At 44.9% G+C, this 21,782-nt stretch carries 23 protein-coding genes; 15 read left to right on the top strand and 8 right to left on the bottom strand.

Annotation, left to right across the window (positions count from 1 at the left end; genetic code table 11):
• The first annotated feature begins 139 nt into the window (after positions 1-139).
• Both Q4561_RS06230 and Q4561_RS06225 read left to right on the top strand, forming a co-directional pair.
• Positions 140-574: a thioesterase family protein gene (locus tag Q4561_RS06230; protein ID WP_303458402.1), complete on the top strand. Its 435-nt coding sequence runs from the start codon at positions 140-142 to the stop codon at positions 572-574.
• Positions 567-1,268, top strand: coding sequence for a 2OG-Fe(II) oxygenase (locus Q4561_RS06225; protein ID WP_303458401.1), 702 nt, complete (start codon positions 567-569; stop codon positions 1,266-1,268). The genes Q4561_RS06230 and Q4561_RS06225 overlap by 8 nt, the downstream gene beginning before the upstream one ends.
• Positions 1,269-1,378: 110 nt before the next feature.
• Here the strand turns inward: Q4561_RS06225 and Q4561_RS06220 are convergent, their stop codons facing one another.
• The 3 genes from Q4561_RS06220 to Q4561_RS06210 all read right to left on the bottom strand — a co-directional run bounded on the left by Q4561_RS06220 (position 1,379) and on the right by Q4561_RS06210 (position 3,585).
• A complete protein-coding gene (locus tag Q4561_RS06220) occupies positions 1,379-1,819 on the bottom strand; it encodes a DUF3299 domain-containing protein (protein WP_303458531.1) in 441 nt (146 codons plus the stop codon).
• 139 nt (positions 1,820-1,958) lie between these two features.
• On the bottom strand, positions 1,959-2,489 hold the full coding sequence (ppa, locus tag Q4561_RS06215; RefSeq protein WP_303458399.1) for an inorganic diphosphatase: 531 nt from the start codon (positions 2,487-2,489) through the stop codon (positions 1,959-1,961).
• A 118-nt stretch (positions 2,490-2,607) separates the two neighbouring features.
• Positions 2,608-3,585 (bottom strand): class 1 fructose-bisphosphatase, encoded by a 978-nt coding sequence (locus Q4561_RS06210; protein WP_303458397.1) that lies wholly within the window; start codon positions 3,583-3,585, stop codon positions 2,608-2,610.
• A 274-nt stretch (positions 3,586-3,859) separates the two neighbouring features.
• Between Q4561_RS06210 and mpl the strand changes: the two genes are divergently transcribed.
• The 3 genes from mpl (at position 3,860) to Q4561_RS06195 (ending at position 6,744) form a co-directional block, all read left to right on the top strand.
• Positions 3,860-5,239, top strand: coding sequence for a UDP-N-acetylmuramate:L-alanyl-gamma-D-glutamyl-meso-diaminopimelate ligase (gene mpl / locus Q4561_RS06205; RefSeq protein ID WP_303458395.1), 1,380 nt, complete (start codon positions 3,860-3,862; stop codon positions 5,237-5,239).
• Complete coding sequence (locus tag Q4561_RS06200; RefSeq protein WP_013785910.1) at positions 5,239-5,874, top strand: flavin prenyltransferase UbiX; 636 nt, start codon at positions 5,239-5,241, stop codon at positions 5,872-5,874. The genes mpl and Q4561_RS06200 overlap by 1 nt, the downstream gene beginning before the upstream one ends.
• A 69-nt stretch (positions 5,875-5,943) precedes the next feature.
• Positions 5,944-6,744 (top strand): S1/P1 nuclease, encoded by an 801-nt coding sequence (locus Q4561_RS06195; protein ID WP_303458392.1) that lies wholly within the window; start codon positions 5,944-5,946, stop codon positions 6,742-6,744.
• Positions 6,745-6,912: 168 nt separating this feature from the next.
• On the opposite strand, the gene rraA is transcribed toward Q4561_RS06195, so the two are convergent.
• Entirely contained in the window at positions 6,913-7,398 is a 486-nt protein-coding gene (gene rraA, locus Q4561_RS06190; protein WP_013785912.1) for a ribonuclease E activity regulator RraA, read from the bottom strand.
• Between the two features lie 368 nt (positions 7,399-7,766).
• Here rraA and Q4561_RS06185 point away from each other — a divergent pair, with 368 nt between their 5' ends.
• Genes Q4561_RS06185 through Q4561_RS06150 form a run of 8 tightly spaced genes read left to right on the top strand, consistent with a single transcriptional unit; the run spans position 7,767 to position 14,076 of the window.
• Entirely contained in the window at positions 7,767-8,285 is a 519-nt protein-coding gene (locus Q4561_RS06185) for a phosphatase PAP2 family protein (protein WP_303458390.1), read from the top strand.
• Between the two features lies 1 nt (position 8,286).
• Complete coding sequence (locus Q4561_RS06180; RefSeq protein ID WP_303458389.1) at positions 8,287-9,354, top strand: MJ1255/VC2487 family glycosyltransferase; 1,068 nt, start codon at positions 8,287-8,289, stop codon at positions 9,352-9,354.
• Positions 9,355-9,405: 51 nt separating this feature from the next.
• Positions 9,406-9,588: a lipoprotein gene (locus Q4561_RS06175; RefSeq protein WP_303458387.1), complete on the top strand. Its 183-nt coding sequence runs from the start codon at positions 9,406-9,408 to the stop codon at positions 9,586-9,588.
• The gene (gene lysA / locus Q4561_RS06170) at positions 9,588-10,838 is read left to right on the top strand and encodes a diaminopimelate decarboxylase (RefSeq protein ID WP_303458386.1); all 1,251 of its coding nucleotides are present in this window, start codon (positions 9,588-9,590) and stop codon (positions 10,836-10,838) included. Before Q4561_RS06175 ends, lysA begins: the two co-directional genes overlap by 1 nt.
• 34 nt (positions 10,839-10,872) lie before the next feature.
• Positions 10,873-11,703, top strand: a complete 831-nt coding sequence (gene dapF / locus Q4561_RS06165; protein ID WP_303458384.1) for a diaminopimelate epimerase — start codon at positions 10,873-10,875, stop codon at positions 11,701-11,703.
• Complete coding sequence (locus tag Q4561_RS06160) at positions 11,700-12,395, top strand: DUF484 family protein (RefSeq protein ID WP_303458383.1); 696 nt, start codon at positions 11,700-11,702, stop codon at positions 12,393-12,395. The genes dapF and Q4561_RS06160 overlap by 4 nt, the downstream gene beginning before the upstream one ends.
• 5 nt (positions 12,396-12,400) lie before the next feature.
• Positions 12,401-13,324, top strand: coding sequence for a tyrosine recombinase XerC (locus Q4561_RS06155; protein ID WP_303458382.1), 924 nt, complete (start codon positions 12,401-12,403; stop codon positions 13,322-13,324).
• 29 nt (positions 13,325-13,353) lie between these two features.
• Complete coding sequence (locus Q4561_RS06150; RefSeq protein WP_303458381.1) at positions 13,354-14,076, top strand: HAD-IA family hydrolase; 723 nt, start codon at positions 13,354-13,356, stop codon at positions 14,074-14,076.
• A gap of 68 nt (positions 14,077-14,144) precedes the next feature.
• Here Q4561_RS06150 and cysE read toward each other — a convergent pair whose 3' ends face one another.
• Complete coding sequence (gene cysE / locus Q4561_RS06145; protein ID WP_303458379.1) at positions 14,145-14,963, bottom strand: serine O-acetyltransferase; 819 nt, start codon at positions 14,961-14,963, stop codon at positions 14,145-14,147.
• Positions 14,964-15,334: 371 nt separating this feature from the next.
• Between cysE and uvrD the strand changes: the two genes are divergently transcribed.
• Complete coding sequence (uvrD, locus tag Q4561_RS06140; RefSeq protein WP_303458377.1) at positions 15,335-17,506, top strand: DNA helicase II; 2,172 nt, start codon at positions 15,335-15,337, stop codon at positions 17,504-17,506.
• A gap of 36 nt (positions 17,507-17,542) precedes the next feature.
• Complete coding sequence (locus Q4561_RS06135) at positions 17,543-18,799, top strand: diguanylate cyclase (RefSeq protein WP_303458375.1); 1,257 nt, start codon at positions 17,543-17,545, stop codon at positions 18,797-18,799.
• Here Q4561_RS06135 and rarD read toward each other — a convergent pair.
• The 3 genes from rarD to Q4561_RS06120 form a co-directional block, all read right to left on the bottom strand.
• Entirely contained in the window at positions 18,787-19,737 is a 951-nt protein-coding gene (gene rarD / locus Q4561_RS06130; RefSeq protein ID WP_303458374.1) for an EamA family transporter RarD, read from the bottom strand. The two genes, Q4561_RS06135 and rarD, sit on opposite strands and share 13 nt — an antisense overlap.
• Before the next feature lie 126 nt (positions 19,738-19,863).
• On the bottom strand, positions 19,864-21,201 hold the full coding sequence (locus Q4561_RS06125) for a magnesium transporter (RefSeq protein ID WP_303458372.1): 1,338 nt from the start codon (positions 21,199-21,201) through the stop codon (positions 19,864-19,866).
• Between the two features lie 30 nt (positions 21,202-21,231).
• Complete coding sequence (locus tag Q4561_RS06120) at positions 21,232-21,735, bottom strand: thioesterase family protein (protein ID WP_303458371.1); 504 nt, start codon at positions 21,733-21,735, stop codon at positions 21,232-21,234.
• Between the last annotated feature and the right edge of the window lie 47 nt (positions 21,736-21,782).

The raw sequence follows: 21,782 nt of genomic DNA, 5'->3' as shown, positions 1-21,782 counted from the left end.
ATTGTAATTTAAAACCACGCGGGAATCACTTTTCATCTTAATTTCGTTTCCAATGGCCTGTCAGATTGAGCCTGATTACTGAAAAACCCAATATAGCGTGATAAAGTGAAGACATATCACGATAAAAATAAGAGGCGATATGTCAGCAGTAACTCCATCTGAAACCATCCCTATGGAAATGTCATTCGAAGTACGGTTTTGTGAGACCGATGCCCTGCAACACGTGAGCAACACCGCATTAGTCAGCTGGTTTGAAGCTGCTCGGGATCCTATCTTCAGAATGTTCACGCCGACGATGGATTTACAGAACTGGCCGCTTATTTTAGCAAGCTACAAAGTCGATTTTCTTGCGCAAATTTATTACGGCAAAACCGTTACCGTAAAAACGTTTATCAGTCGCTTAGGAAACAGCGCGTTTGATGTATACCAAGAACTCTGGCAAGACGGTAACCTGTGCTCAACGGGTGTAACCACTATGGTACATTTCGACTATAAGCAGCAGCGCTCAGCCCCCATTCCTGAGGATATAAAAGCTACGTTGCAAGCACACTTTAAGGCGCTACCTAATGGCTGATTTAATTGAAGTTATTGATGACGTTTTGTCACCCGAATTGTGTACTCAACTTATCGCGCGTTTCGAAAAAAGCCCAAACCTAACTCAAGGTAAAACGGGCGGTGGTGTCGACTTAGACAAAAAACGTAGTGTTGATGTGTCTATCTCTCAACAGCCTGAGTTTGCTGACTTATTTAAGCAGGTGATGCAGCTAACAGGCGAGCAATTGGTGAAGTATATAGAGAATTACTATTACGCACTGGTTGGCCCTATCGGCTTAACCGTACGCCATCCCAAAACGGGCGAGCCCGTTAAGCTAACCGGTGAAAACTTTGAAGAAGTAGGTAAACCCAATTTACATAACTTGGTTAACTACCTATTTCGTATTGGCGACATTAACGCACAGCGCTACACCGCAGGTAATGGCGGTTACCCTTACTGGCATTCAGAAGTGTATCCGCAAGCGCCTCACAATGAAGCTTTGCATCGGGTTCTACTGTTTATGTTTTACCTAAATGATGTGGAAGATGGTGGGGAAACCGAGTTTTATTATCAAGATAAAGCCGTAAAGCCAAAGGCAGGCAGGATGGTCATTGCTCCGGCTTATTTTACCCATACTCACCGTGGGCAAATACCTAGAAGCAACGACAAGTACATTCTAACCTCTTGGCTGTTGTTCAATCGTGCAGAACAAATTTATACGCCACAAGGCTAGGCCACGTTTTTGTTTATGAAGCGCTTCCTACCCGAAAGGTGCTTATCCTAAACCGATAAGGAGCTTATTTCGGCGCCTAATTTCGGCGCTTAGAAGGCGCTTACACTCGCTTAAAAAGCGCTTACCGCGACACCTTTCAGTCGATAGCCTACCGATGCGATATCACCTTTCCAACCTTCAGTGGTGAGTTCACCAGTTACCCAAATTGCGTCGTAAATATTCTCAAGAGGAATGCCCTCTTCAAAAGTCACGTACACAATTTGGTTCGACGCAGGCGGCGGCACATGAATACAGGCACCAAAGTAAGGCACTAGTAAAAATTCGGTCGTGAGCTCAGGCGTGCCTTCAAGGGGCACCACAAAGCCTGGGATTTTCACTCGCTTACCATCGAATTTATCGACCACGGGTGCATCAGGCTGCAACTGCGACATTTCACCATTGTGCTGAACTGCCGGAGGCGCAAGTTCATTAAACCCTTCTGGTACCAAATCTTCCCAGTACACTTCAATAGGTTCTTCGTCGCTATACACAAAGAACGACGGAAGCAACATAACGAAGGTTAAGGCTAACACCTTTCCCATGACTTTAAACATAACACTCACTCAAATAAAAAAGGCTAGCTCTAAAAATAAAAAGGGTCGGTACTTATCAGTACCAACCCTTTTTAGCATGTCTTGTTAGCAGCGTGAATTATTCTGCTTCGAAACGTTTAACGCTTGCGACAATTTCTGCTTTCGCTGCAGCTGAATCAGCCCAGCCATCAATCTTAACCCACTTACCAGGCTCAAGATCTTTATAGTGAGAGAAGAAATGCTCAATTTGCTGAAGTAGTAATTCAGGTGCATCAGTGGTTTCTTTCACTTTACGATAAATAGTAGAAAGCTTGTCGATTGGCACAGCCAATACTTTAGCGTCTTTACCTGACTCATCAGTCATGTTCAAAACACCAATTGGACGACAACGAATAACTGAACCCGCTAATAGTGGGAACGGCGTCATTACCAATACGTCTACTGGGTCACCGTCTTCAGACAAAGTGTTAGGTACGTATCCGTAGTTAGTTGGGTAGTGCATGCAAGTTGCCATGAAACGGTCAACAAACATAGCGCCTGTGTCTTTATCTACTTCGTACTTTACCGGGTCAGCGTGTGCTGGAATTTCGATAACTACATTCACTTCTTCAGGCAAGTTCTTGCCAGCAGGAATATCATTCAAGCTCATTCTAAGGTCCTTTCAATGATGTTTTAAAAAATTTGGCGCTAAGTATACGGTGACGACGGCAAAATAAAAACGGTTTAGGGTGAATCTCACGCAAAACCGCCTTTATTTAGCGATTTTTCTATTCACTTTTACCGTAATAGCTTAAACAGGTTTCTACTTCTTCTTTAGAACCTATGATACACGGCACACGTTGATGGATTTCTTCAGGCATAACTTCAAGAATACGACCGGCGCCTGTTTCAGCCTTGCCGCCAGCTTGCTCCATCAAAAATGCCATAGGGTTTGCTTCGTAAAGTAAGCGCAATTTACCTGGCTTAGATGGGTCACGTTTGTCGTATGGGTACATGAAAATACCGCCGCGACATAATAAACGATGAATATCACCTACCATGGCTGCTACCCAACGCATGTTGAAATTTTTCTCACGAGGGCCATCTTTACCCGCTATCAGGTCGGCAATGTAGGCTTGCATTGCAGGCTCCCAATGACGCTGATTTGACGCGTTAATCGAGTACTCAGTGGTTTGCTCTGGCACTTGAATATTAGGGTGAGTAAGTAAGAAACCACCGTGGGTCTTATCTAAGGTATAAATATGAGTGCCGCGGCCAGTGGTTAATGCAAGCATAGTAGACGGACCATAAAGTACGTAACCTGCTGCCACAATTTGGGTCCCAGGCTGAAGGAATGCCGATGGATCATCAGGCTTCATCCACTGAGGAGCATGAGTGATAGAAAATATAGTACCAATTAAGCTATTAATTTCTGTGTTCGATGAACCGTCTAGTGGATCGAAGCTCACCAAATAATTACCATCTGGGTTGCATGGTACAACATCGTCTTCTTCTTCTGATGAAATGGCTTTTACATAGCCCGACTCACGAAGCGTATCTTTAATGATGTGATTAGAAATCACATCTAACTTCTTTTGCGTTTCACCTTGTACGTTTTCTGACAAGGTAGAACCCAATACGCCAGCAAGGGCACCTTGACTCACTCGGAATGAAATTTCTTTACAGCTCGCTAACAAGGTTCTTATGAGCAGGATCAGCTCTAACGGGGCACCATCTTCTTGCAACTGGGAATTTAAACGTCTCATCTTAGTTAAGCCTTTTTTTAGTGTGTAGGGTATGACAATGGGAGGCGCACAGCTTTCCTTACCGGCTTTCTCTCACATTACCAACAAGCACTGCTTTATATGCTCGTTAATTTGATTGTAACCGTGAATGCACCGAAGTGGAATAAGCCAAGCGCAGGCAATCTACACAACATACCAGTGAAAGCAGGCATTATGCGTAAAAATGCATTATTTAACCTGCTGCTGTTCTGATAAAGTAGCCAGTATTCAATGCAGTAAAAAATGAGAATTCGCTATGCATGTACATATTTTAGGTATTTGCGGTAGCTTTATGGGTGGCATAGCAGCCATTGCGAAAGCCTTGGGCCATAAGGTCACAGGCTCAGATACCAATGTGTATCCACCCATGAGTACCCAGCTTGAAGCGCTTGGCATCGAGCTTACCGAAGGTTTCGATACTGACCAATTCGAACCTGTTCCAGACATGGTCATTATCGGTAATGCCATGTCTCGTGGAAATTCTGCGGTTGAGTACGTGCTAAACAGAAACTTGCCGTATACCAGTGGCCCACAGTGGCTACTTGATAACTTATTAAAAGATAGATGGGTAATTGGCGTATCGGGCACCCACGGAAAAACCACCACCAGCAGCATGGTGGCGTGGATTCTAGAGTACAGTGAATTGAATCCTGGCTATCTTATAGGCGGCGTACCTGAAAACTTTGGTGTGTCTGCTCGTGTAGGTGACAGCCCATTTTTTGTTATAGAAGCTGACGAATACGACAGTGCCTTTTTTGACAAACGTTCAAAGTTTGTGCATTACCGCCCTAAAACATTGGTGATTAATAACTTAGAGTTTGATCATGCCGATATTTTCGCTGATTTAGCCGCCATTCAAACCCAATTTCATCACTTGGTGCGCATGGTGCCAGAAAATGGCCTAATTCTAACCCCTAAACATACCCCTTCTATTGAAGAAACACTGAAAAAAGGCTGCTGGTCACAGCGCCAACGTTTAGGCAAAGAATGGTCTGCAGAGCTTATTAATAAAGACGGTAGCCAGTTTAACGTGCTGTTTAACAATGACGTTGTGGGCGAAGTAAAGTGGGAACTGCTAGGCCAGCACAATGTCGATAACGCACTCATGGCTATTGCTGCGGCTCATCATGCCGGTGTTACTCTTAACGATGCCGTCGAGGCACTATCAAGCTTTAAAAACGTTAAGCGTCGTATGGAAGTAAAAGGCACAGTTACGTTAGAAGCTGAAGGTAAACCAGTCACAGTTTATGATGACTTCGCTCATCACCCCACTGCCATTGCCACCACCATTGACGGACTTCGTAAGAAAATAGGTAATGCGCGCATACTTGCTGTGCTAGAGCCACGCTCGAACACCATGAAAATGGGGGTGCATAAAAATACCCTTGCCCAATCATGGCAAGCAGCTGATGCAGTTTATGTGTATGAACCTCAGGGGCTAGATTGGTCTTTGAAAGAAGCCGCAGCGAATAGCCCAGCGCCAACCACCGTATTTAATGATGTTGAAAACATTGTAAAAGTATTGCAAAGCGAAGTGCGCCCTGGCGATCATATTCTTATTATGAGCAATGGTGGTTTTGAAGGCATCCATGACCGTGTTTTACGCGTACTTACCCCGTCAATCGAGGTAGAATAATGAAACATGATAAGCAAATTACCCTAGCCATTACGGGCGCTTCCGGCACCCCATACGCACTGTCGCTACTCACGTCGTTAGTAAAAGCTGACTACCAAGTGTATGTGCTAATTTCTTCTGCGGCCAAAGTGGTCATGGCTACAGAAGAAAATATAAAAATACCCGCTAGGCCTGAAGATGCCAGTGCTTTTTTTATTGAGCATTGCGGCGGTAAGCCAGGCCAAGTACAAGTATTTGGAAAAGAAGAATGGTTTTCGCCTGTCGCGTCAGGATCGGCAGCGCCAGCCAAGATGGTAGTATGCCCTTGCTCTACCGGCACGCTGTCGTCTATTGCCGTTGGTGCTAGCGACAATTTGATAGAGCGAGCCGCCGATGTGGTATTAAAAGAAAGAGGCCAGTTGATATTGGTGCCTCGTGAAATGCCACTGTCCTCTATCCATCTGGAAAATATGCTTAAATTGTCACAAATGGGGGCCACAATAATGCCAGCGGCGCCTGGCTTTTATCATAACCCTAAGACCATCGAAGATTTGGTCGACTTTGTTGTCGCTCGTATTCTTGATCACCTTGGCGTTGAACAATCTTTAGTGGCGCGGTGGGGTTACGAAACCGCTAAACATAGTGGTAATGCCTAGCGACTAAATAGCTACTAGAAAATAACAACAACTACTAACAAAATCTAAAAATAGAACAAAGGAAAATTAATGATAGCGTTGAGAAATAGGACTTTCGCCGTTGCGCTAAGCTCACTTATTACGTTACTTGCTTCATCTCCAGCGTTTGGTTGGGGACAAACAGGCCATCGCGTTACCGGAGCCATTGCAGAGCAATACTTAAGCCCACTTTCGCAAGCCGCAGTAGCAGAATTGTTGCCCAATGGTTCGCTAGCAGAAGCATCTACCTATGCTGATGAGATGCGCTCAAACCCAAGCGAGTTTTGGCAAAAAATGTCTACTCACTGGCACTATGTCACTGTGCCTCAGGAAAAAAGCTACACCGAAGTAGGTGCTCCTAAACAAGGTGATGCTGTTACCGCACTTAAAGCGTATACAAAAACGCTTAAAAGCGAGACAGCCACTGTTGAAGAAAAGCGCTTAGCGCTTCGTTTTGTCGTGCACATTATTGGTGATTTGCACCAACCATTGCATGCTGGCGATGGCAGTGACCGTGGTGGTAACGATGTAAAAGTAAATTTCTTCTGGCAAGACTCTAATTTACATCGAGTGTGGGACTCTCAAATGCTAGAGCAGCGTAAACTGTCTTACACAGAATGGACCGACAGGCTTACGCAACATATTACTCCTAGCGACATTCGTAGTTGGGCAACCACAGATCCTTTAGTATGGATTGAAGAGAGCACCAAAATTCGCGATAAAATCTACCCTGAAGATGCCAACAGCCTGAATTACGATTACTTATACCAGCACCTTCCTACCGCTAAGCAGCGCTTACAAATGGCAGGAATACGACTGGCTATGTATTTGAATGAGACTTTTGATAAGTAATTAAAAGCAGATACAGCAGCGGGGTTTGCTAGCGCTTATAAATGCTTGCTGAATCCTGGGCACAAAAAAAGCGGAGGCACTTTATTCAGTTGTCTCCGCTTTTGTTATCTTAAGCCTGTGTATTTGAGTAATAAATCTCAAACGTAGCCAAGACCCTTGTATAAAAATTTAGTCGATATCGAGAGGTTCCGGTGAAAGAATAACGCCCGTGCTATCAGCGTAAAGATGATCTTCTGGTAGAAAAGTTACGCCACCAAAATTAACCGGCACGTCCACATCACCAATGCTTTCACATTCAGCGTTAACCGGTATTGCTGCCACCGCTAGTACGCCAATATCCATTTCGGCCAAGTTATCAACTTCACGTACGCTGCCGTAACAAACGATACCTTCCCAGTCGTTGTCTATAGCCACTTGAGCAAGGGCTGCATCAAATAACGCTCTACGGGTTGAACCACCACCATCAATCAGCAGAACTTTGCCTGCACCAGGTTGAGCCAATACGCGGTCGATAAGGCCACGGTCTTCAAAACACTTAATCGTGGTGATTTCGCCACCAAAAGAATAACGGCCGCCAAAGCTTGCGAAGATAGGGTCGACCACGTCGACGCTGTCTGCAAATAAATCGCACAATTCAGAAGTGTTGTAATCCATTGCTCTACCTTACTTTAATTGAGAGTAGTAGGTTATTTACCTTGTTCTAGCATAGCATTAATTTGCTAGTTGAAAACGCCTGATTTATGAAGATTCTGGGAAACATCTGCGACAGTTCAACGAAAGGGTAAATCACTTCATTTAGTGACAACAATTTCACCTAGTTAGCACGTAAATTGCTTGTTTTTTACAACGAGTCTTTGGAATAGACAGCTAATTAACATACTACGCTAAATAGAAGCTTATTAATGTAGTGCATTGTGGCCAACCCAACTACCGCCTGTCATAAAGGTTTCTTTTTTCTGTCACTGACTGGTCACAGATTGCTTTTAAATTGTGCATTAATCAATCGAAAGGGGGCAAGGCTAATGCTTCTTAAATCCTTGACCAAATACGATACAACATTATTCTATCGCTTATACAGTCTTACCGTAAAACGTGACTGTCGCAGCATAATCTGGTTGTCAAAAACTGGAGACGGTTACCTATACTTGGTTATCGGCGCCTTGCTTTGGGCTTTTGAACCTGAGCACGGTGAACTCTTCCTCTATACAGCGCTGATGGCATACGCGCTGGAGTTGCCTATCTATGTGTTGCTTAAGAAAATGTTCAAGCGCCCTCGCCCTTGCGATTTTCTATTGAATTTAACAGCACATGTTACGCCATCCGATAAATTCTCTTTGCCCTCTGGGCACACTGCTGCTGCTTGCTTAATGGCAGGCATTGTGGCGCATTACTATCCACCATTCGCAGTACTGGCATACAGTTGGGCAGCCCTTATTGGCTTATCTCGGGTATTGCTAGGCGTGCACTATCCATCAGATGTCGTTGCAGGTATGTTACTTGGTATCATTATCGCGTCGTTGAGTATTTCCATCCTGGGGTAACATGAAATTATTGTATGGCGTGCAAGGCACCGGCAACGGGCACATAGCCCGCGCTAGAATTATGGCAGCAGCACTCGCTAAGCGTTCTGATGTTGAAGTAGACTTTGTTTTCACTGGTCGTGCAGCAGATAAATATTTCGATATGGATGTATTTGGCGACTATCGCACCTTCACGGGCTTAAGCTTTATTACCAAAAGTGGCAAAGTCGACAAATGGGAAACGCTACGCCAAGCTAACATCAGCCAATTTTTGAAAGACATGAAAAGCTTTGATGCGAGCGGTTACGACCTTTTGGTCAACGACTTTGAACCCGTAACAGCATGGGCCGCAAACCGACAAAATATCCCCTCTATTTCAATTAGCCACCAAGCGGCGTTCTCGTATGATGTGCCTAAAACGGGCGACACCATCATCGATAGACTGCTAATGAAAAAATTTGCCCCTACCAATCTTCAATTAGGGGTACACTGGTATCATTTCAATCAGCCCATCATTCCCCCTTTCGTGGCAGAAAAACCGCTTTCGATGCCGGGTAAAGGTCATGTATTAGTTTATCTACCGTTTGAAGATGTTACCGACGTTCAACAAATGCTAGAGCCTTTAAGCGACCAACAATTTCAGTGCTTTCACCCCGATATCAATGAAATTAAAGATGCGGGTCATATTCAGTGGAACCCAACATCAAAACAACACTTCCAGCGTGCGCTACAGCATTGCAATGGGGTAATTGCGAATGGCGGCTTCGAGCTTTCTAGCGAAGCCTTACAGTTGGGTAAAAAGCTTCTTATTAAACCTCTTCATGGCCAATTTGAGCAGCTATCGAATGTGCTTACGTTGAATAAACTCGAGCTTTGCCACACGCTATTTCAGCTTGATACCGATATTGTTGAAGAGTGGTTAGAAGCAGAAGATATAGAAGCCATTCAGTTTCCAGACAATCCAGATGTGCTAATAGATTGGTTGAAACAAGGTAACTTAGAAGACACCCAAAGTTTGTGTGATTCGCTATGGAAAGATGTTCAATACGGCGATAAAACACGAGAACGCTTATTGTCTCTTGCATTTTAATCCCGCAATGCGATGATAACGGCATTTATTGTCGTATTCGCGGGATTTTTCGTGCTTAAGAAGTGGGTTTTAGTTACATTCGCAGCCATTCTACTTAGTGGTTGTGGCTATAAAGGGGCGCTGTATATTCCACAAGCGCCAGAGCAAACAACGCCAACTGAAAAGCCAGACGAAACAGCGTCTTCACCAAACACGCAAAGCCAACCCGCCTCCACACCAGGAGATTCTAACTAGTGGATTTTTTCGCTTATAAAAACGGCCAGCTTTTCGCTGAAGATGTTGCCGTTGCAGATATTGCTGCACAATACCAAACCCCTGTTTATATTTATTCACGGGCAACGCTAGAACGCCATTGGCATGCTTTCAATGATGCAATTGGTGAACACCCTCACCTTATTTGTTATGCGGTAAAAGCCAATTCAAACCTTGGTGTACTTAGTTCATTAGCCAAAATTGGCTCTGGCTTTGACATCGTTTCAGGTGGTGAATTAGCACGCGTGATGGAAGCCGGCGGCGATGCCAGCAAAGTAGTATTTTCCGGTGTAGGTAAAAAAGCCGACGAAATTCGCTATGCGTTAGAACAAGGCATTATGTGCTTCAACGTAGAGTCTGAGTCTGAATTGCATCGTATTAATGCGGTAGCAGAATCGCTCGGCAAAAAAGCACCCATTTCATTGCGTATAAACCCAGACGTAGATGCCAAAACTCATCCTTATATTTCAACAGGCCTAAAAGCGAACAAGTTTGGTATTGCCCGTGAACGCGCACTACAAACCTACGAACTTGCCGCATCGCTTCCACACTTAAATGTAGTGGGTATGGATTGCCACATTGGCTCACAATTAACTGAAATTGGCCCATTTGTTGATGCCCTAGAGCGTTTATTACTGCTTATTGATGAATTAGCAGAGCGCGGTATTACCATTGATCACTTAGATGTTGGTGGTGGTTTAGGCGTAACTTATAACGATGAAGAGCCGCCACATCCAAAAGCGTATGCTGCTGCGATGGCAGAAAAAATGGTTGGCCGCGAAAACCTTAAACTCATTTTAGAGCCCGGCCGCGCCATTGCCGCAAACGCAGGCATTTTGGTCACTGAGGTTGAGTTCATCAAAGAAGGTGAAGAGAAAAGCTTTGCCATCGTTGATGCCGCCATGAATGACCTACTTCGACCTGCACTTTACTCGGCTTGGCAAAATATTATTCCGGTTAAGCAAGAAAGCACCGCTACAGCGCGTATTTACGATGTAGTAGGCCCGGTTTGTGAAACCGGTGATTTCATCGGTAAAGACCGTGAACTTGCTATTGAACCAACTGATTTGTTAGCGGTTCGAAGTGCCGGTGCATATGGCTTTGCCATGGCATCTAACTACAATAGTCGCTGCCGCCCAGCAGAGATTATGGTAGATGGTGACGCAGCAATTGTGGTGCGTGAAAGAGAAATTCTAAAAGATCTCTGGAAAGGTGAGCACAAACTTACGTAAACTAGAGTTAAATTTAAAATAAGAAGCGCGGTTAATGCAGGTTCAGTTTTCAAAAATGCACGGTCTGGGTAATGACTTCATGGTGATTGATAATGTCACTCAGAACGTCTTTTTCTCGAAAGACAAAATACAGCAATTAGCAAATCGAAACTTCGGTATAGGGTTCGATCAATTGCTTATGGTTGAACCGCCTTACGACCCTGAACAAGATTTTCACTATCGTATTTTTAATGCGGATGGTTCTGAAGTTGAACAGTGTGGTAATGGCGCACGTTGTTTTGCGCGCTTCGTGAAGCAAAAAGGGTTAATTAACCGCAATAAAATTGTAGTGAGTACCAAAGCCGGCAAAATGGTGTTGTACTTAGAAAAAGACAACCAAGTCACTGTGAATATGGGAAAACCCGAATTCGAGCCGGCTAAAATTCCACTTAAAGCGAACAAGCAGGAAAACACCTATATTCTAAGAGTGAACGATAAAACCTTGTTTTATGGTGCCGTTTCTATGGGTAATCCCCATTGTGTTATGGAAGTAGATGACGTTGATACCGCGCCCGTTAAAGAGATAGGCCCACTCGTTGAACGCAATGAACGCTTTCCAGAAGGCGTGAATGTTGGCTTTATGCAAATTATCAATGAATCACATATTCGCTTGCGGGTATTTGAGCGAGGTTCGGGTGAAACCTTAGCTTGTGGCAGCGGCGCATGCGCGGCAGTTGCAATCGGCCAGATTCAAGGTAAATTAAGTAAAGATGTGCGGGTAGATTTACCCGGTGGCAGTTTACGGATCCGCTGGCCTGGCCCAGACAATGTATTGAAAATGACAGGGCCTGCGGAACACGTATATGATGGACATATAAATCTATGAGTGAATTATCAGGACAAGCTAGCGCATCAGCGGTAGTAGAAGTGTTTTCAGGTGACAGCGATGTTTCCTCAGAGCAAGTTCGCGCTTTTTTGTTAGAAAACCCTGATTTTTTCGCACAATACCCTGAGTTATTGGAAAAGTTAAAAATTCCTCATGCGCAAAAAGGCAGCGTGTCACTGGTTGAAATTCAGAGTGAGCAGCTACGCAAAAAAGTGCGTCAGTTGAATTATAAACTCACCCAACTAGTCAGCATTGCCAAGCAAAACGAAAAAATTTACCGCGTGTATACCGACCTTAACGTACAGTTGCTGCGCTGCGAAAGCGTAGCAGAAGTGCAGTTTACCCTTGAAGATGTGTTACAAGAACGCTTGCAGTTATCTTCTGCGGTAATAAAAAGCTTCAAAGGCCCTCACGCCATTCCTGAGTTACAACGCCGGTTGTTCACCGAAAAGCGATTTAAAACATCGAACTTCTTTTTCGGCCGATTATCGCAACACGAACGCCAGTTGTTGTTTGGTGATAGCAGTGCGGAATCTGTTGCATTAATGCTATTAGGCGACAACCAAGAAATTGGTATTTTGGGTATTAGTAGCAGTGACGCAAGTCATTTCACCCCCGATATGGATACCTTGTTGCTACAACAGTTGCAGCAAGTGCTTAATATTATTTTGCCAGAGATGATGGGGTACTAGTTTTCGTGACAACGGAAACTACCCTTAGTGAACCCTGCCATCTGTGGCTTGAAAAATTCCTGCTTCACCTACAAGTCGAACGAGGGTTATCCCCCCTAACCATTAGCAACTATCGCAGACAACTCACCAGTATTGCCATTACTCTAGGGCTTTATGAATGGTCGGGAATTACGCCCTCTGATGTAAAGCGTGTAATGGCCGCGGCTAAAATGGACGGGCACAAACCTCGAAGCATTGCGTTACGACTATCTGCCTTGCGCACTTTCAGCCAATATCTTATTGAGCATAAGCAGCTTTTTAGTAACCCTGTGGAAGGTATTCAAGCACCCAAACAAGGTAAACCATTACCTAAACAACTTAGTGTTGATGAAATGCAGCAGTTGTTGGCGAATCAACAAACCGGCAGCAGCGATACGGATGAAGGCATTATTTGCCGCGATGTGGCTATGTTTGAATTGCTGTACGGCTGCGGTCTTCGATTAAGCGAATTAACGGGTTTAAACCTAAGTGACTACCCGAAAGACGGCACCATTAAGGTAACCGGTAAAGGCAGTAAACAACGTATTTTGCCTCTAGGCCGACAAGCTCAAAAGGCGCTAAATACTTGGCTTAAAATACGCCCTGCTTATGCATCGCCCTACGAACCGGCTATTTTTGTTAGCAAGCGCAAAACGCGGATCTCCAATCGCCAAGTGGCTAACCGACTGAATGAAATGGCGGAACTACAAAGCCTGAGTCAAAAGGTAAGCCCACATAAATTGCGCCATTCTTTTGCCACACACGTATTAGAATCGAGCGGTGATTTACGGGCGGTACAAGAGTTATTAGGCCATGCAAATTTATCTACCACCCAAGTGTATACCCATTTAGATTTTCAGCACCTAGCCAAGGTGTATGATGCGGCGCACCCTAGAGCACACAAAAAATAATCATCTTTTGAAATAGGCCTTTAACTATTATGCAGTTCTTCAGAGCTATTAATACCGTGAAGGCTATGACCTTCGACCTTGATGACACCTTATATAACAACGAACCTATTATTCGCCAAGCCGAAGCCGCGTTGAATACGCATTTAAAGCAGTATCACCCTAAAACGGCAGCATTAACTCCTACACACTGGCAACAGCTAAAGCGGGATGCTATCACGGCCAATCCTACTTATTCATCCGATATGGGAAAGCTGCGCTTAGCCGTGCTAAATGCCGCGTTAGTGCATGACATTCAATCACATGACACTCAAGAATTAGACGCTGCTGTACAAGCGTGTTTCGACTGTTTTTATCACGCGAGAAGCCAATTTGAATTGGCTGATGATGTGCATAGTACCTTATCGCTGCTGAGTGAGCGCATGACATTGGTGGGCATTACTAATGGTAATGTGAACGCCGACCAAATAGGCATTACGCCTTATTTTGATGAAATTCTACATTCGAGCGTCACCCGCCCCATGAAGCCTTCGCCAGCCATGTTTGATGAAGCTGTAACTATTATAGGGGAAGCGCCCAAACATATACTGCATGTGGGCGATAACATTATTAAAGATGTGTACGGGGCAATTAATGCAGGATTTCAGTCGGCGTGGTTTGCTTGCAACCGAGAAATGCATTTACCTCGTGAGAGAGCGTCTGTACTCCCTCACGTGGCACTAGATTCGTTAGACGAGTTAGCTCACTTCTTATAAGTAAAGCAGCAAGTAGCGCTTGCTCTTAAAGTCTTGCTCTTTAGGTCTTGCTCTTTAAATAATGGCTCTTAAGGCTTTTGCGAATAAGGCTGGTTGTCTTCTAACACGTTTTGACGCATGGAATCGCAAGGGCGCTGGCATACTGGGCGCCCAACGACTTTAGCCGGCACACCCACTACGGTAACGTGAGGTGGAACGTTGTCTAACACAACACTACCCGCCCCCACTTTTGAGCCTTCGCCAATTTCGATATTGCCGAGAATTTTAGCACCTGCGCCAACAAGCACGCCTTGGCGAATTTTGGGGTGACGATCGCCAGACTCGTTACCGGTTCCGCCAAGAGTTACGCTCTGCAAAATAGACACGTTATCTTCAATAACCGCGGTTTCCCCCACCACAATACCGGTGGCGTGATCGAACATCACGCCTTTACCTATCTTAGCGGCAGGGTGAATATCTACGCCGAAGGTCGCCGAGTTACGGCTTTGTAGGAATAAAGCCAATTGATGTCTGCCATGCAACCACAAGTAGTGCGCCATACGGTGAACTTGCACAGCATGGAAACCTTTAAAGTGTAAAAGTGGCACTAAAAAATCGTCTACTGCGGCGTCTCGAGCACGAATCGCGTTAATATCTGCTATAGCAGATTCGCTAATAGAGGGCTCTAACAAATAAGCCTCATCGAACACTTCACGAATGGCAATAGCAGGCATGACTTCATCAGCCATTTTGCTTGAGAGTATAAAGCTTAACGACGACTCAAAATTATGATGGGCTGAAATACAGGCGTGAACATAGCTTGCTAATAGCGGCTCGCTTTCCGCCACAATTTGCGCTTCTTTTTTTAACGATAACCAAAAGTCAGTCGATGGCGAGAGTGCGTGCATGAGGCAGTTCCTGTAAAAATAAAATTTAGACCCCGCTTAAATGCGGGTAGGCACAAGATTGCACAAGGCCTAGATTGTAAAAAGCATCTCAAGGGCTCGAAGTGTACATGAGGCATAATAAAAACAACACCTTCAGACTAGGTTTCAAGCGTGAAAATTGTTCAATTTATCGATAACCACCCCTTCATTGCGGCTCGAATCATCTTTAAAAAATCTAACTGCGGGACCACGCTCATACCTAGAAAGCTAAACACGGGTCAGAGTATTAACAAGGACAACTCGATAACATCATTAAACAGGCCTGTATAAATTCACAGTCAGCTGGCATAATGTTGCAGCATTGAAACTAGACAAATTAGGTTGACCATATTATGGATGTATCCCGACTGCTTGACGAGCTTAACGACAAACAACGTGAAGCGGTAGCAGCCCCTCTTTCTAACGCCCTCATATTAGCTGGCGCAGGAAGCGGTAAAACTCGGGTGTTAGTACATCGCATAGCATGGTTAATGGAAGTGGAAAATATTGCCCCTTTTTCCATTTTGGCCGTAACCTTTACGAACAAGGCCGCGAAAGAAATGCGTGGCCGAATAGAATCGTTGATGGGCCGTGGCCTTAATAGCATGTGGATTGGTACTTTCCATGGTCTAGCCCACAGACTGCTTCGCGCCCACCATGCAGAAGCTAATTTGCCTGAAAATTTCCAAATTCTTGATTCAGACGACCAATACCGTTTAATCAAACGTATTTTAAAAGCCATGAATTTAGACGAAAAGCACTGGGTGCCCCGTCAAATTCAGTGGTATATCAACGGTAATAAAGACGAAGGCCTACGTCCTCAACATATTGAAACCCACAACGATCAAACCCAACAAAAAATGCGTGAAATTTACGCCGCGTATCAAGACGCGTGCGACCGCTCAGGGCTTGTGGATTTCGCTGAGTTGCTGTTACGTGCACATGAACTTTGGGCTAAAAACCCAGAAGTATTAGCTAACTACCAGCGCCGTTTCCGCGCGGTATTAGTGGACGAATTCCAAGATACCAACAACATTCAATACGCGTGGCTACGCATGCTGTGTAGCGGCAATCAAAACAACATTATGATTGTGGGCGATGACGACCAATCTATTTACGGCTGGCGTGGTGCAAATGTTGATAATATTCAGCATTTCCTGAAAGACTTCAACAACCCCACCACCATTCGATTAGAGCAAAACTACCGCTCTACCGGCACTATCTTGAAAGCCGCGAATACGGTTATTGATAACAACACTGGCCGATTAGGCAAAGAGCTTTGGACAGACGGCAACGATGGCGAGCCAATTTCTGTTTATGCTGGGTTTAACGAATTAGACGAAGCCCGTTTTATTGTGTCGAAAATTAAAGACTGGCTGAACCAAGGCAATGCGCTAAAAGACACCGCGATTTTATATCGCAATAACGCCCAGTCGCGGGTATTAGAAGAAGCCTTACTGCATCAAGGTACTCCGTACCGCATTTATGGTGGCCTTCGATTCTTCGAACGCCAAGAAATTAAAGATGCGCTTGGCTACCTTCGCATGATGAATCACCCTCATGACGATGCCGCCTTTGAGCGTGTGGTGAACACACCTACTCGCGGCATGGGTGAAAAAACCCTGTCACAAGTACGAGAAGCCGCCAGAACACATAATTGCTCTATGTGGCAGGCTAGCCAACTTCTCATTAACGAAAACGCACTAAAAGGCCGTGCACTTAACGCCCTTCAAAGTTTCGTGCTGTTAGTTACCGAGCTTGAACAAGCTACCGTAGACGAGCCCTTAGAGAAACACGCCGATGTGGCCATTAGGCAGTCAGGTTTATACGCCATGTATCAAGCCGAACGTGGCGAAAAAGCCCAAGCGCGCTTAGAAAACTTAGAAGAATTGGTTACCGCGTGTAAGCAGTTTATGGTACCGGATGAAGCAGAAGAAATGACACCGCTTTCAGCCTTTTTAGCTCATGCTTCGTTAGAAGCGGGTGAAACCCAAGCGGGTACCGACCAAGATGCAGTGCAGATGATGACTATTCACACTGCTAAAGGGCTAGAGTTCCCAATGGTGTTTATGGCTGGTGTTGAAGAAGGCATGTTTCCAAGCCAGATGACCAACGATGAACCTGGCAGAATGGAAGAAGAACGCCGCTTGTGTTACGTGGGCATGACCCGCGCCATGCAGAAGCTGTATATTACTTATGCGGAAAGCCGCCGGTTGTACGGGCAAGATAAATATCACACAGCATCTCGCTTTATTCGTGAAATTCCCGCCGATTGTGTTGAAGAAGTAAGGCTCAAGTCTACTATTTCTCGACCGATACATAACCGATTCAGCCAAGCAACATCACACGCCTCTTTTGAGGAAACCGGCTTTCAATTGGGCCAAAAAGTCGCTCACCGTAAATTTGGTGAAGGGATAGTATTAAACTACGAAGGCAGTGGTGAACACGCTAGGGTACAAGTTAATTTTGACGAATTTGGTACAAAATGGCTCGTTCTCGCCTATGCTAAATTGGAAAAAGCATAGTCATCTGGCAAGAAGCCTGAACCCAAGTAGAGAAATATGCCGCAAAACGTGCTGGTAATAGAAAACAGCGATAAAAATTTAGACGTTGTATCAAAACTTGTAAGAAAAGCGGGGCTAACCCCTGTAGGTGCTCACTCGCTTACCGAAGCGAGCGCCCGTTTTGCGCTTATGATGCCCGAAAGTTTCTTATGCGCCATTGTTGCTCATAACTTACCTGACGCGCCGAATGGCGAAGCTATCGATTTCGCCATTGATGCCTTTATCCCAACCATAGTCACCACCGACAGTTTAGAAGCGAAAACCCGCGATAAAGTATTAGAAAAGGATGTGGTTGACTACATCCCAAAAGAAAACGCGCAAAATTATGATTATTTAAGCCGCTTGCTGTTTCGATTAGAGAAAAACAAATCTACAGGTGTGGTGGTAGTAAGCACTCACCGTGCTTCTAGAAAAAAAATGCTAACACTGCTTTATCGGCATAACTTTGTGGTTTATGACTGCCCCACCGCAAGTGAAGCCATGAATATGCTTGCCGAGCATTCACATATCAGATTGGTTATTACCGACAACGCCCTTCCTGATATGACGGGCACGCAGTTTATATCTGGCCTGCGTAAAGCCTTTTCAAAAGAGCAGTTAGCTATTATTGGATTAGCCAGCGATCAACGCCCGCTTATGTCGGCGCATTTTATAAAAAGCGGCGCGAACGACTTTTTGCACTTACCCTACTGTCATGAAGAGTTCTTGTGCCGGGTAATGCAAAATATTGAATATATTGAAAGTGTGGAAGCTATTCGCAGGGCGGCCAATTCTGACTATTTAACGGGGCTACCCAATCGTCGCCATTTCTTTTATACGGTAACCGTACAATATAAAAAGCTACCTGAACAACATTCGTTAGCACTGATTGACCTGGATCATTTTAAACGTATTAATGATACCTATGGGCATGATGCGGGCGACCTAGTACTTAAAACGGTAGCAAATCTATTACAGGTACACTTTAGCGATACCTTAGTGGCACGATTTGGCGGAGAAGAGTTTTGTGTATATTTACCGAAAATCGATATTATTAACGCCAAAGAACGGTTAAACAGGTTCAGAATAGCGCTACAGAAAACACCGATTCAGTTAGGCGAAGAAAGCGTGTCAGTAACTTGTAGTATCGGCCTGTGTGATACGCCCACGCAAAATATAGAAACTTTGTTGAGCACAGCAGATAAGCTTTTGTACAAAGCGAAACATGCTGGGCGCAATCAAGTTTACCTTAGCAGTGAAACTCAAGAAGTTTGAGTTTCACTGGTTGCCTTAGCTGCCTGCACCGATGCCCTTAAGGCTTTTCGCTGCTTTTTGTAGGCAATAAAAGAGTCGACGCTAAATACTGCAAGTGCTAACCATACAAAACCAAAGGTGACTAATCTGGCATCGTCTAACGGTTCATCGTACAAGTACACAGCCAACATGAACATGAGTGTAGGGCCTATGTATTGAAAGAAGCCTAAGGTTGAATACATGATGCGCCGAGCCGCGGCAGTAAAACACAACAGAGGCGCAGTAGTGATAATGCCTGCGGCTAAAATAAGCAGGTTTAAGTGAGTGTCGTTATCAAACAAGTTACTGTACTGTGAACCAAATAGTAGCCAATAGCCCACGGCCAATGGCGATAACATTAAGGTTTCTATAAACAGTCCCGGCAAAGAATCTACCGCCACCTGCTTGCGCAACAAACCATAAATACTAAAACTTCCAGCCAGAACTAGCGCTATCCAAGGCACATGACCGTACGAAAAAATAAGAATAGCCACGCCTACAATAGCTAATACCACGGCAACTTGTTGAAACGCCCTTAGCCTCTCACCGAGAAAAAGTCGCCCCAGAAACACATTAATGAGAGGGTTAATGTAATAACCTAAACTGGCATCAAGTAAGTGATCGTTATTCACCGCCCAAATAAACAGTAGCCAGTTTGCTCCAAGTAAAATACCGGCGACAAATAGCACCTGCATCACTTTTTTATTACGAAACGCTGCGGTAACTTTAGGCCACTGATTTAACGCTGCAATTAACCCCACCAGCACTAAAACAGACCAAATTACCCGGTGCATCAGAATCTCTGCCGCCGGCAATACAGTAAGCTGCTTAAAGTAAATAGGCGCAATGCCCCACATGGTGTAAGCCGCAATGGCACACATTATTCCGACTTGGGCGGCACTGGCTTGCTGGGCGCGCATGGTTAACAATCACTTTAGAGGTTTGAAACAGGGCGCATAGTGTTTATTACCTTGCTTTAGATAACAAGCCTATAACGCCCAGCATGGGGTATTTTTCGATAAAGCTGTGTGAAACTATATTTCCAGCTATAACAAAAACAGCGTACCTAAGCCTAAGAAGGCAACAAAGCCTACAATGTCGGTCACCGTGGTAAGAATAACCGAGCCTGATAGCGCCGGATCTATCTTTAGTCTGTCTAAAATAAAGGGCACAAACACGCCAGCTAAGGCTGCTGCTACAATGTTAAACAGAATAGCGAGACAAATCACCATACCTAGTAGCGCATCGGCAAACCAAAAATAGGCCACTATGCCTATTACTAACGCCCATATCACGCCATTTAGCCCCCCGACTTTTAGCTCTTTCATCATAAGCGCACGTAAGTTGGCTGGGGTTACCTGACCTAGCGCAAGCCCCCGCACTATTAGGGTTAGGGTTTGGCTGCCTGCTATACCGCCCATACTGGCGACCACTGGCATAAGCACCGCAAGGGCAACCACCTGCTGCAAGGTGGCTTCAAACAATCCAATAAACCAAGATGCCAAAAAGGCGGTAAGCAAGTTTATACCTAGCCATAATGCCCGGTTTCTCGCACTTTTTGCCACAGGTGAGAATAAATCTTCGTCTTCATCCATACCTGCCGAGGCCATCACTTGGCGCTCGTAAAACTCGTTCATTAACTCACTGGCCGAAGCTATATCTAAACGGCCAATCAGTTTGTTAGATTCATCCACCACAGGCAAAGATGATAACCCTGAGCGCTGCACTTGTAAGGATGCCGCGGTAGACTCATCTGTGCCTACTAGCATAGTGACATTTTCTTCAGCCATGCTAATCAGTGAGCTATGTTCTTGCGCTGAAAAAAGACGATGAATTTTCACCAGTGCCGTAAATTGACCAGAACGGTTCACCAAGTAAATACTATCGCAGTGCTGAGGAATGTCTCGTCGCAAAAGGCGTAAGCCTTCTTTAACTTTGGCATTTGCTGGTAGCACCAGCAGTTCATGGCTGACCCAGTGCCCCACTTGTTCATCGGGGAATTGAGTCGCTTCGCGGAAGTATTTACGCTCTTGGCTGTCTAGTGCCTCATAGGCAACATCAACTAACCGTGTGGGTAATGAATCAAGAAGTTCCAGTAAGTCTTCGGCGTCAATATCGGCAAAAATAGACGCCCACTCGTTGTGAGGCGTGGCATCGATGAGTATTTCACGGGGGTCGCTACGCATTTCCACTAGCACGCTAAGTTTGCGGTCTCGTGGTATACCTTCCCAAACGATAAGTCGTCGCTCTAAGGGCAACGACTCTAATAAGGAGGCAATGTAGACAGTATCCTGTCCACTTAATGCGGTAAGAATAGATGCTGGGTCGTCACCCATACCATCTGTTACAAACTCTTCGATAAGATCGGGTAATGGCTCCGCCACTCGCTACCTCCAAAATACGTTTTCTATCGGCTACCCAAACATATAGGTACCCGTGCCAAAGGCAATATGATCGCCTTTTTCATTGTGCAGCTCCATCCTACAAACCGCTAGCCTAGCCCCACCACGAATAACCTTTGCCGTAGCGATGAATTTTCCCCCACGGCCGGGCCGTAAATAGTCGACGCGCATATCTACGGTACCAAATTTCGGTAAACGGGTTTGCAAGCTTGCTAGGTCGGCATCGGACGTACGCTTAATCGTTTCGATAATAGCGACTAAGCCGCCTATGGTATCTAACATGGTAGCTGTTACGCCGCCATGAAGAATTTTTTGCAGTGGATTTCCAGTTAACGCTTCACGCCAAGACACGTGAAGTTCGATGTCACCTTCTTTGTCATCATCTTTTTTACTGTCAGGGCGAACAAACTCTAACTCCAACAACTTGATAAACGGCATAGTATCACGAAATAAACTAATGACATGTGCAATCATGTCGTTGCGACTAAGCATATTATTGTTATCTGAAGTGCGCATTATGCATCCTTAATAATGAGTAGCATTACTTCGACGTTAGCCTAATT

Source organism: Alteromonas sp. 1_MG-2023, from assembly GCF_030547075.1.
Lineage (GTDB): Bacteria > Pseudomonadota > Gammaproteobacteria > Enterobacterales > Alteromonadaceae > Alteromonas.
The sequence above is the reverse complement of the archived record's forward strand: the minus strand, read 5'-3'. Positions and strand labels throughout refer to the sequence as shown.

What these genes read in the sequence shown, in the direction of transcription:
- Q4561_RS06220 (WP_303458531.1), bottom strand. Translation starts at nt 1,819, where the DNA reads ATGTTGCTTCCGTCGTTCTTTGTGTATAGCGACGAAGAACCTATTGAA.
- Q4561_RS06230 (WP_303458402.1), top strand. Translation starts at nt 140, where the DNA reads ATGTCAGCAGTAACTCCATCTGAAACCATCCCTATGGAAATGTCATTC.
- mpl (WP_303458395.1), top strand. Translation starts at nt 3,860, where the DNA reads ATGCATGTACATATTTTAGGTATTTGCGGTAGCTTTATGGGTGGCATA.
- Q4561_RS06195 (WP_303458392.1), top strand. Translation starts at nt 5,944, where the DNA reads ATGATAGCGTTGAGAAATAGGACTTTCGCCGTTGCGCTAAGCTCACTT.
- Q4561_RS06135 (WP_303458375.1), top strand. Translation starts at nt 17,543, where the DNA reads ATGCCGCAAAACGTGCTGGTAATAGAAAACAGCGATAAAAATTTAGAC.
- rraA (WP_013785912.1), bottom strand. Translation starts at nt 7,398, where the DNA reads ATGGATTACAACACTTCTGAATTGTGCGATTTATTTGCAGACAGCGTC.
- rarD (WP_303458374.1), bottom strand. Translation starts at nt 19,737, where the DNA reads ATGCGCGCCCAGCAAGCCAGTGCCGCCCAAGTCGGAATAATGTGTGCC.
- Q4561_RS06160 (WP_303458383.1), top strand. Translation starts at nt 11,700, where the DNA reads ATGAGTGAATTATCAGGACAAGCTAGCGCATCAGCGGTAGTAGAAGTG.
- cysE (WP_303458379.1), bottom strand. Translation starts at nt 14,963, where the DNA reads ATGCACGCACTCTCGCCATCGACTGACTTTTGGTTATCGTTAAAAAAA.
- Q4561_RS06180 (WP_303458389.1), top strand. Translation starts at nt 8,287, where the DNA reads ATGAAATTATTGTATGGCGTGCAAGGCACCGGCAACGGGCACATAGCC.
- ppa (WP_303458399.1), bottom strand. Translation starts at nt 2,489, where the DNA reads ATGAGCTTGAATGATATTCCTGCTGGCAAGAACTTGCCTGAAGAAGTG.
- Q4561_RS06200 (WP_013785910.1), top strand. Translation starts at nt 5,239, where the DNA reads ATGAAACATGATAAGCAAATTACCCTAGCCATTACGGGCGCTTCCGGC.
- Q4561_RS06120 (WP_303458371.1), bottom strand. Translation starts at nt 21,735, where the DNA reads ATGCGCACTTCAGATAACAATAATATGCTTAGTCGCAACGACATGATT.
- uvrD (WP_303458377.1), top strand. Translation starts at nt 15,335, where the DNA reads ATGGATGTATCCCGACTGCTTGACGAGCTTAACGACAAACAACGTGAA.
- Q4561_RS06225 (WP_303458401.1), top strand. Translation starts at nt 567, where the DNA reads ATGGCTGATTTAATTGAAGTTATTGATGACGTTTTGTCACCCGAATTG.
- Q4561_RS06210 (WP_303458397.1), bottom strand. Translation starts at nt 3,585, where the DNA reads ATGAGACGTTTAAATTCCCAGTTGCAAGAAGATGGTGCCCCGTTAGAG.
- dapF (WP_303458384.1), top strand. Translation starts at nt 10,873, where the DNA reads ATGCAGGTTCAGTTTTCAAAAATGCACGGTCTGGGTAATGACTTCATG.
- Q4561_RS06150 (WP_303458381.1), top strand. Translation starts at nt 13,354, where the DNA reads ATGCAGTTCTTCAGAGCTATTAATACCGTGAAGGCTATGACCTTCGAC.
- Q4561_RS06185 (WP_303458390.1), top strand. Translation starts at nt 7,767, where the DNA reads ATGCTTCTTAAATCCTTGACCAAATACGATACAACATTATTCTATCGC.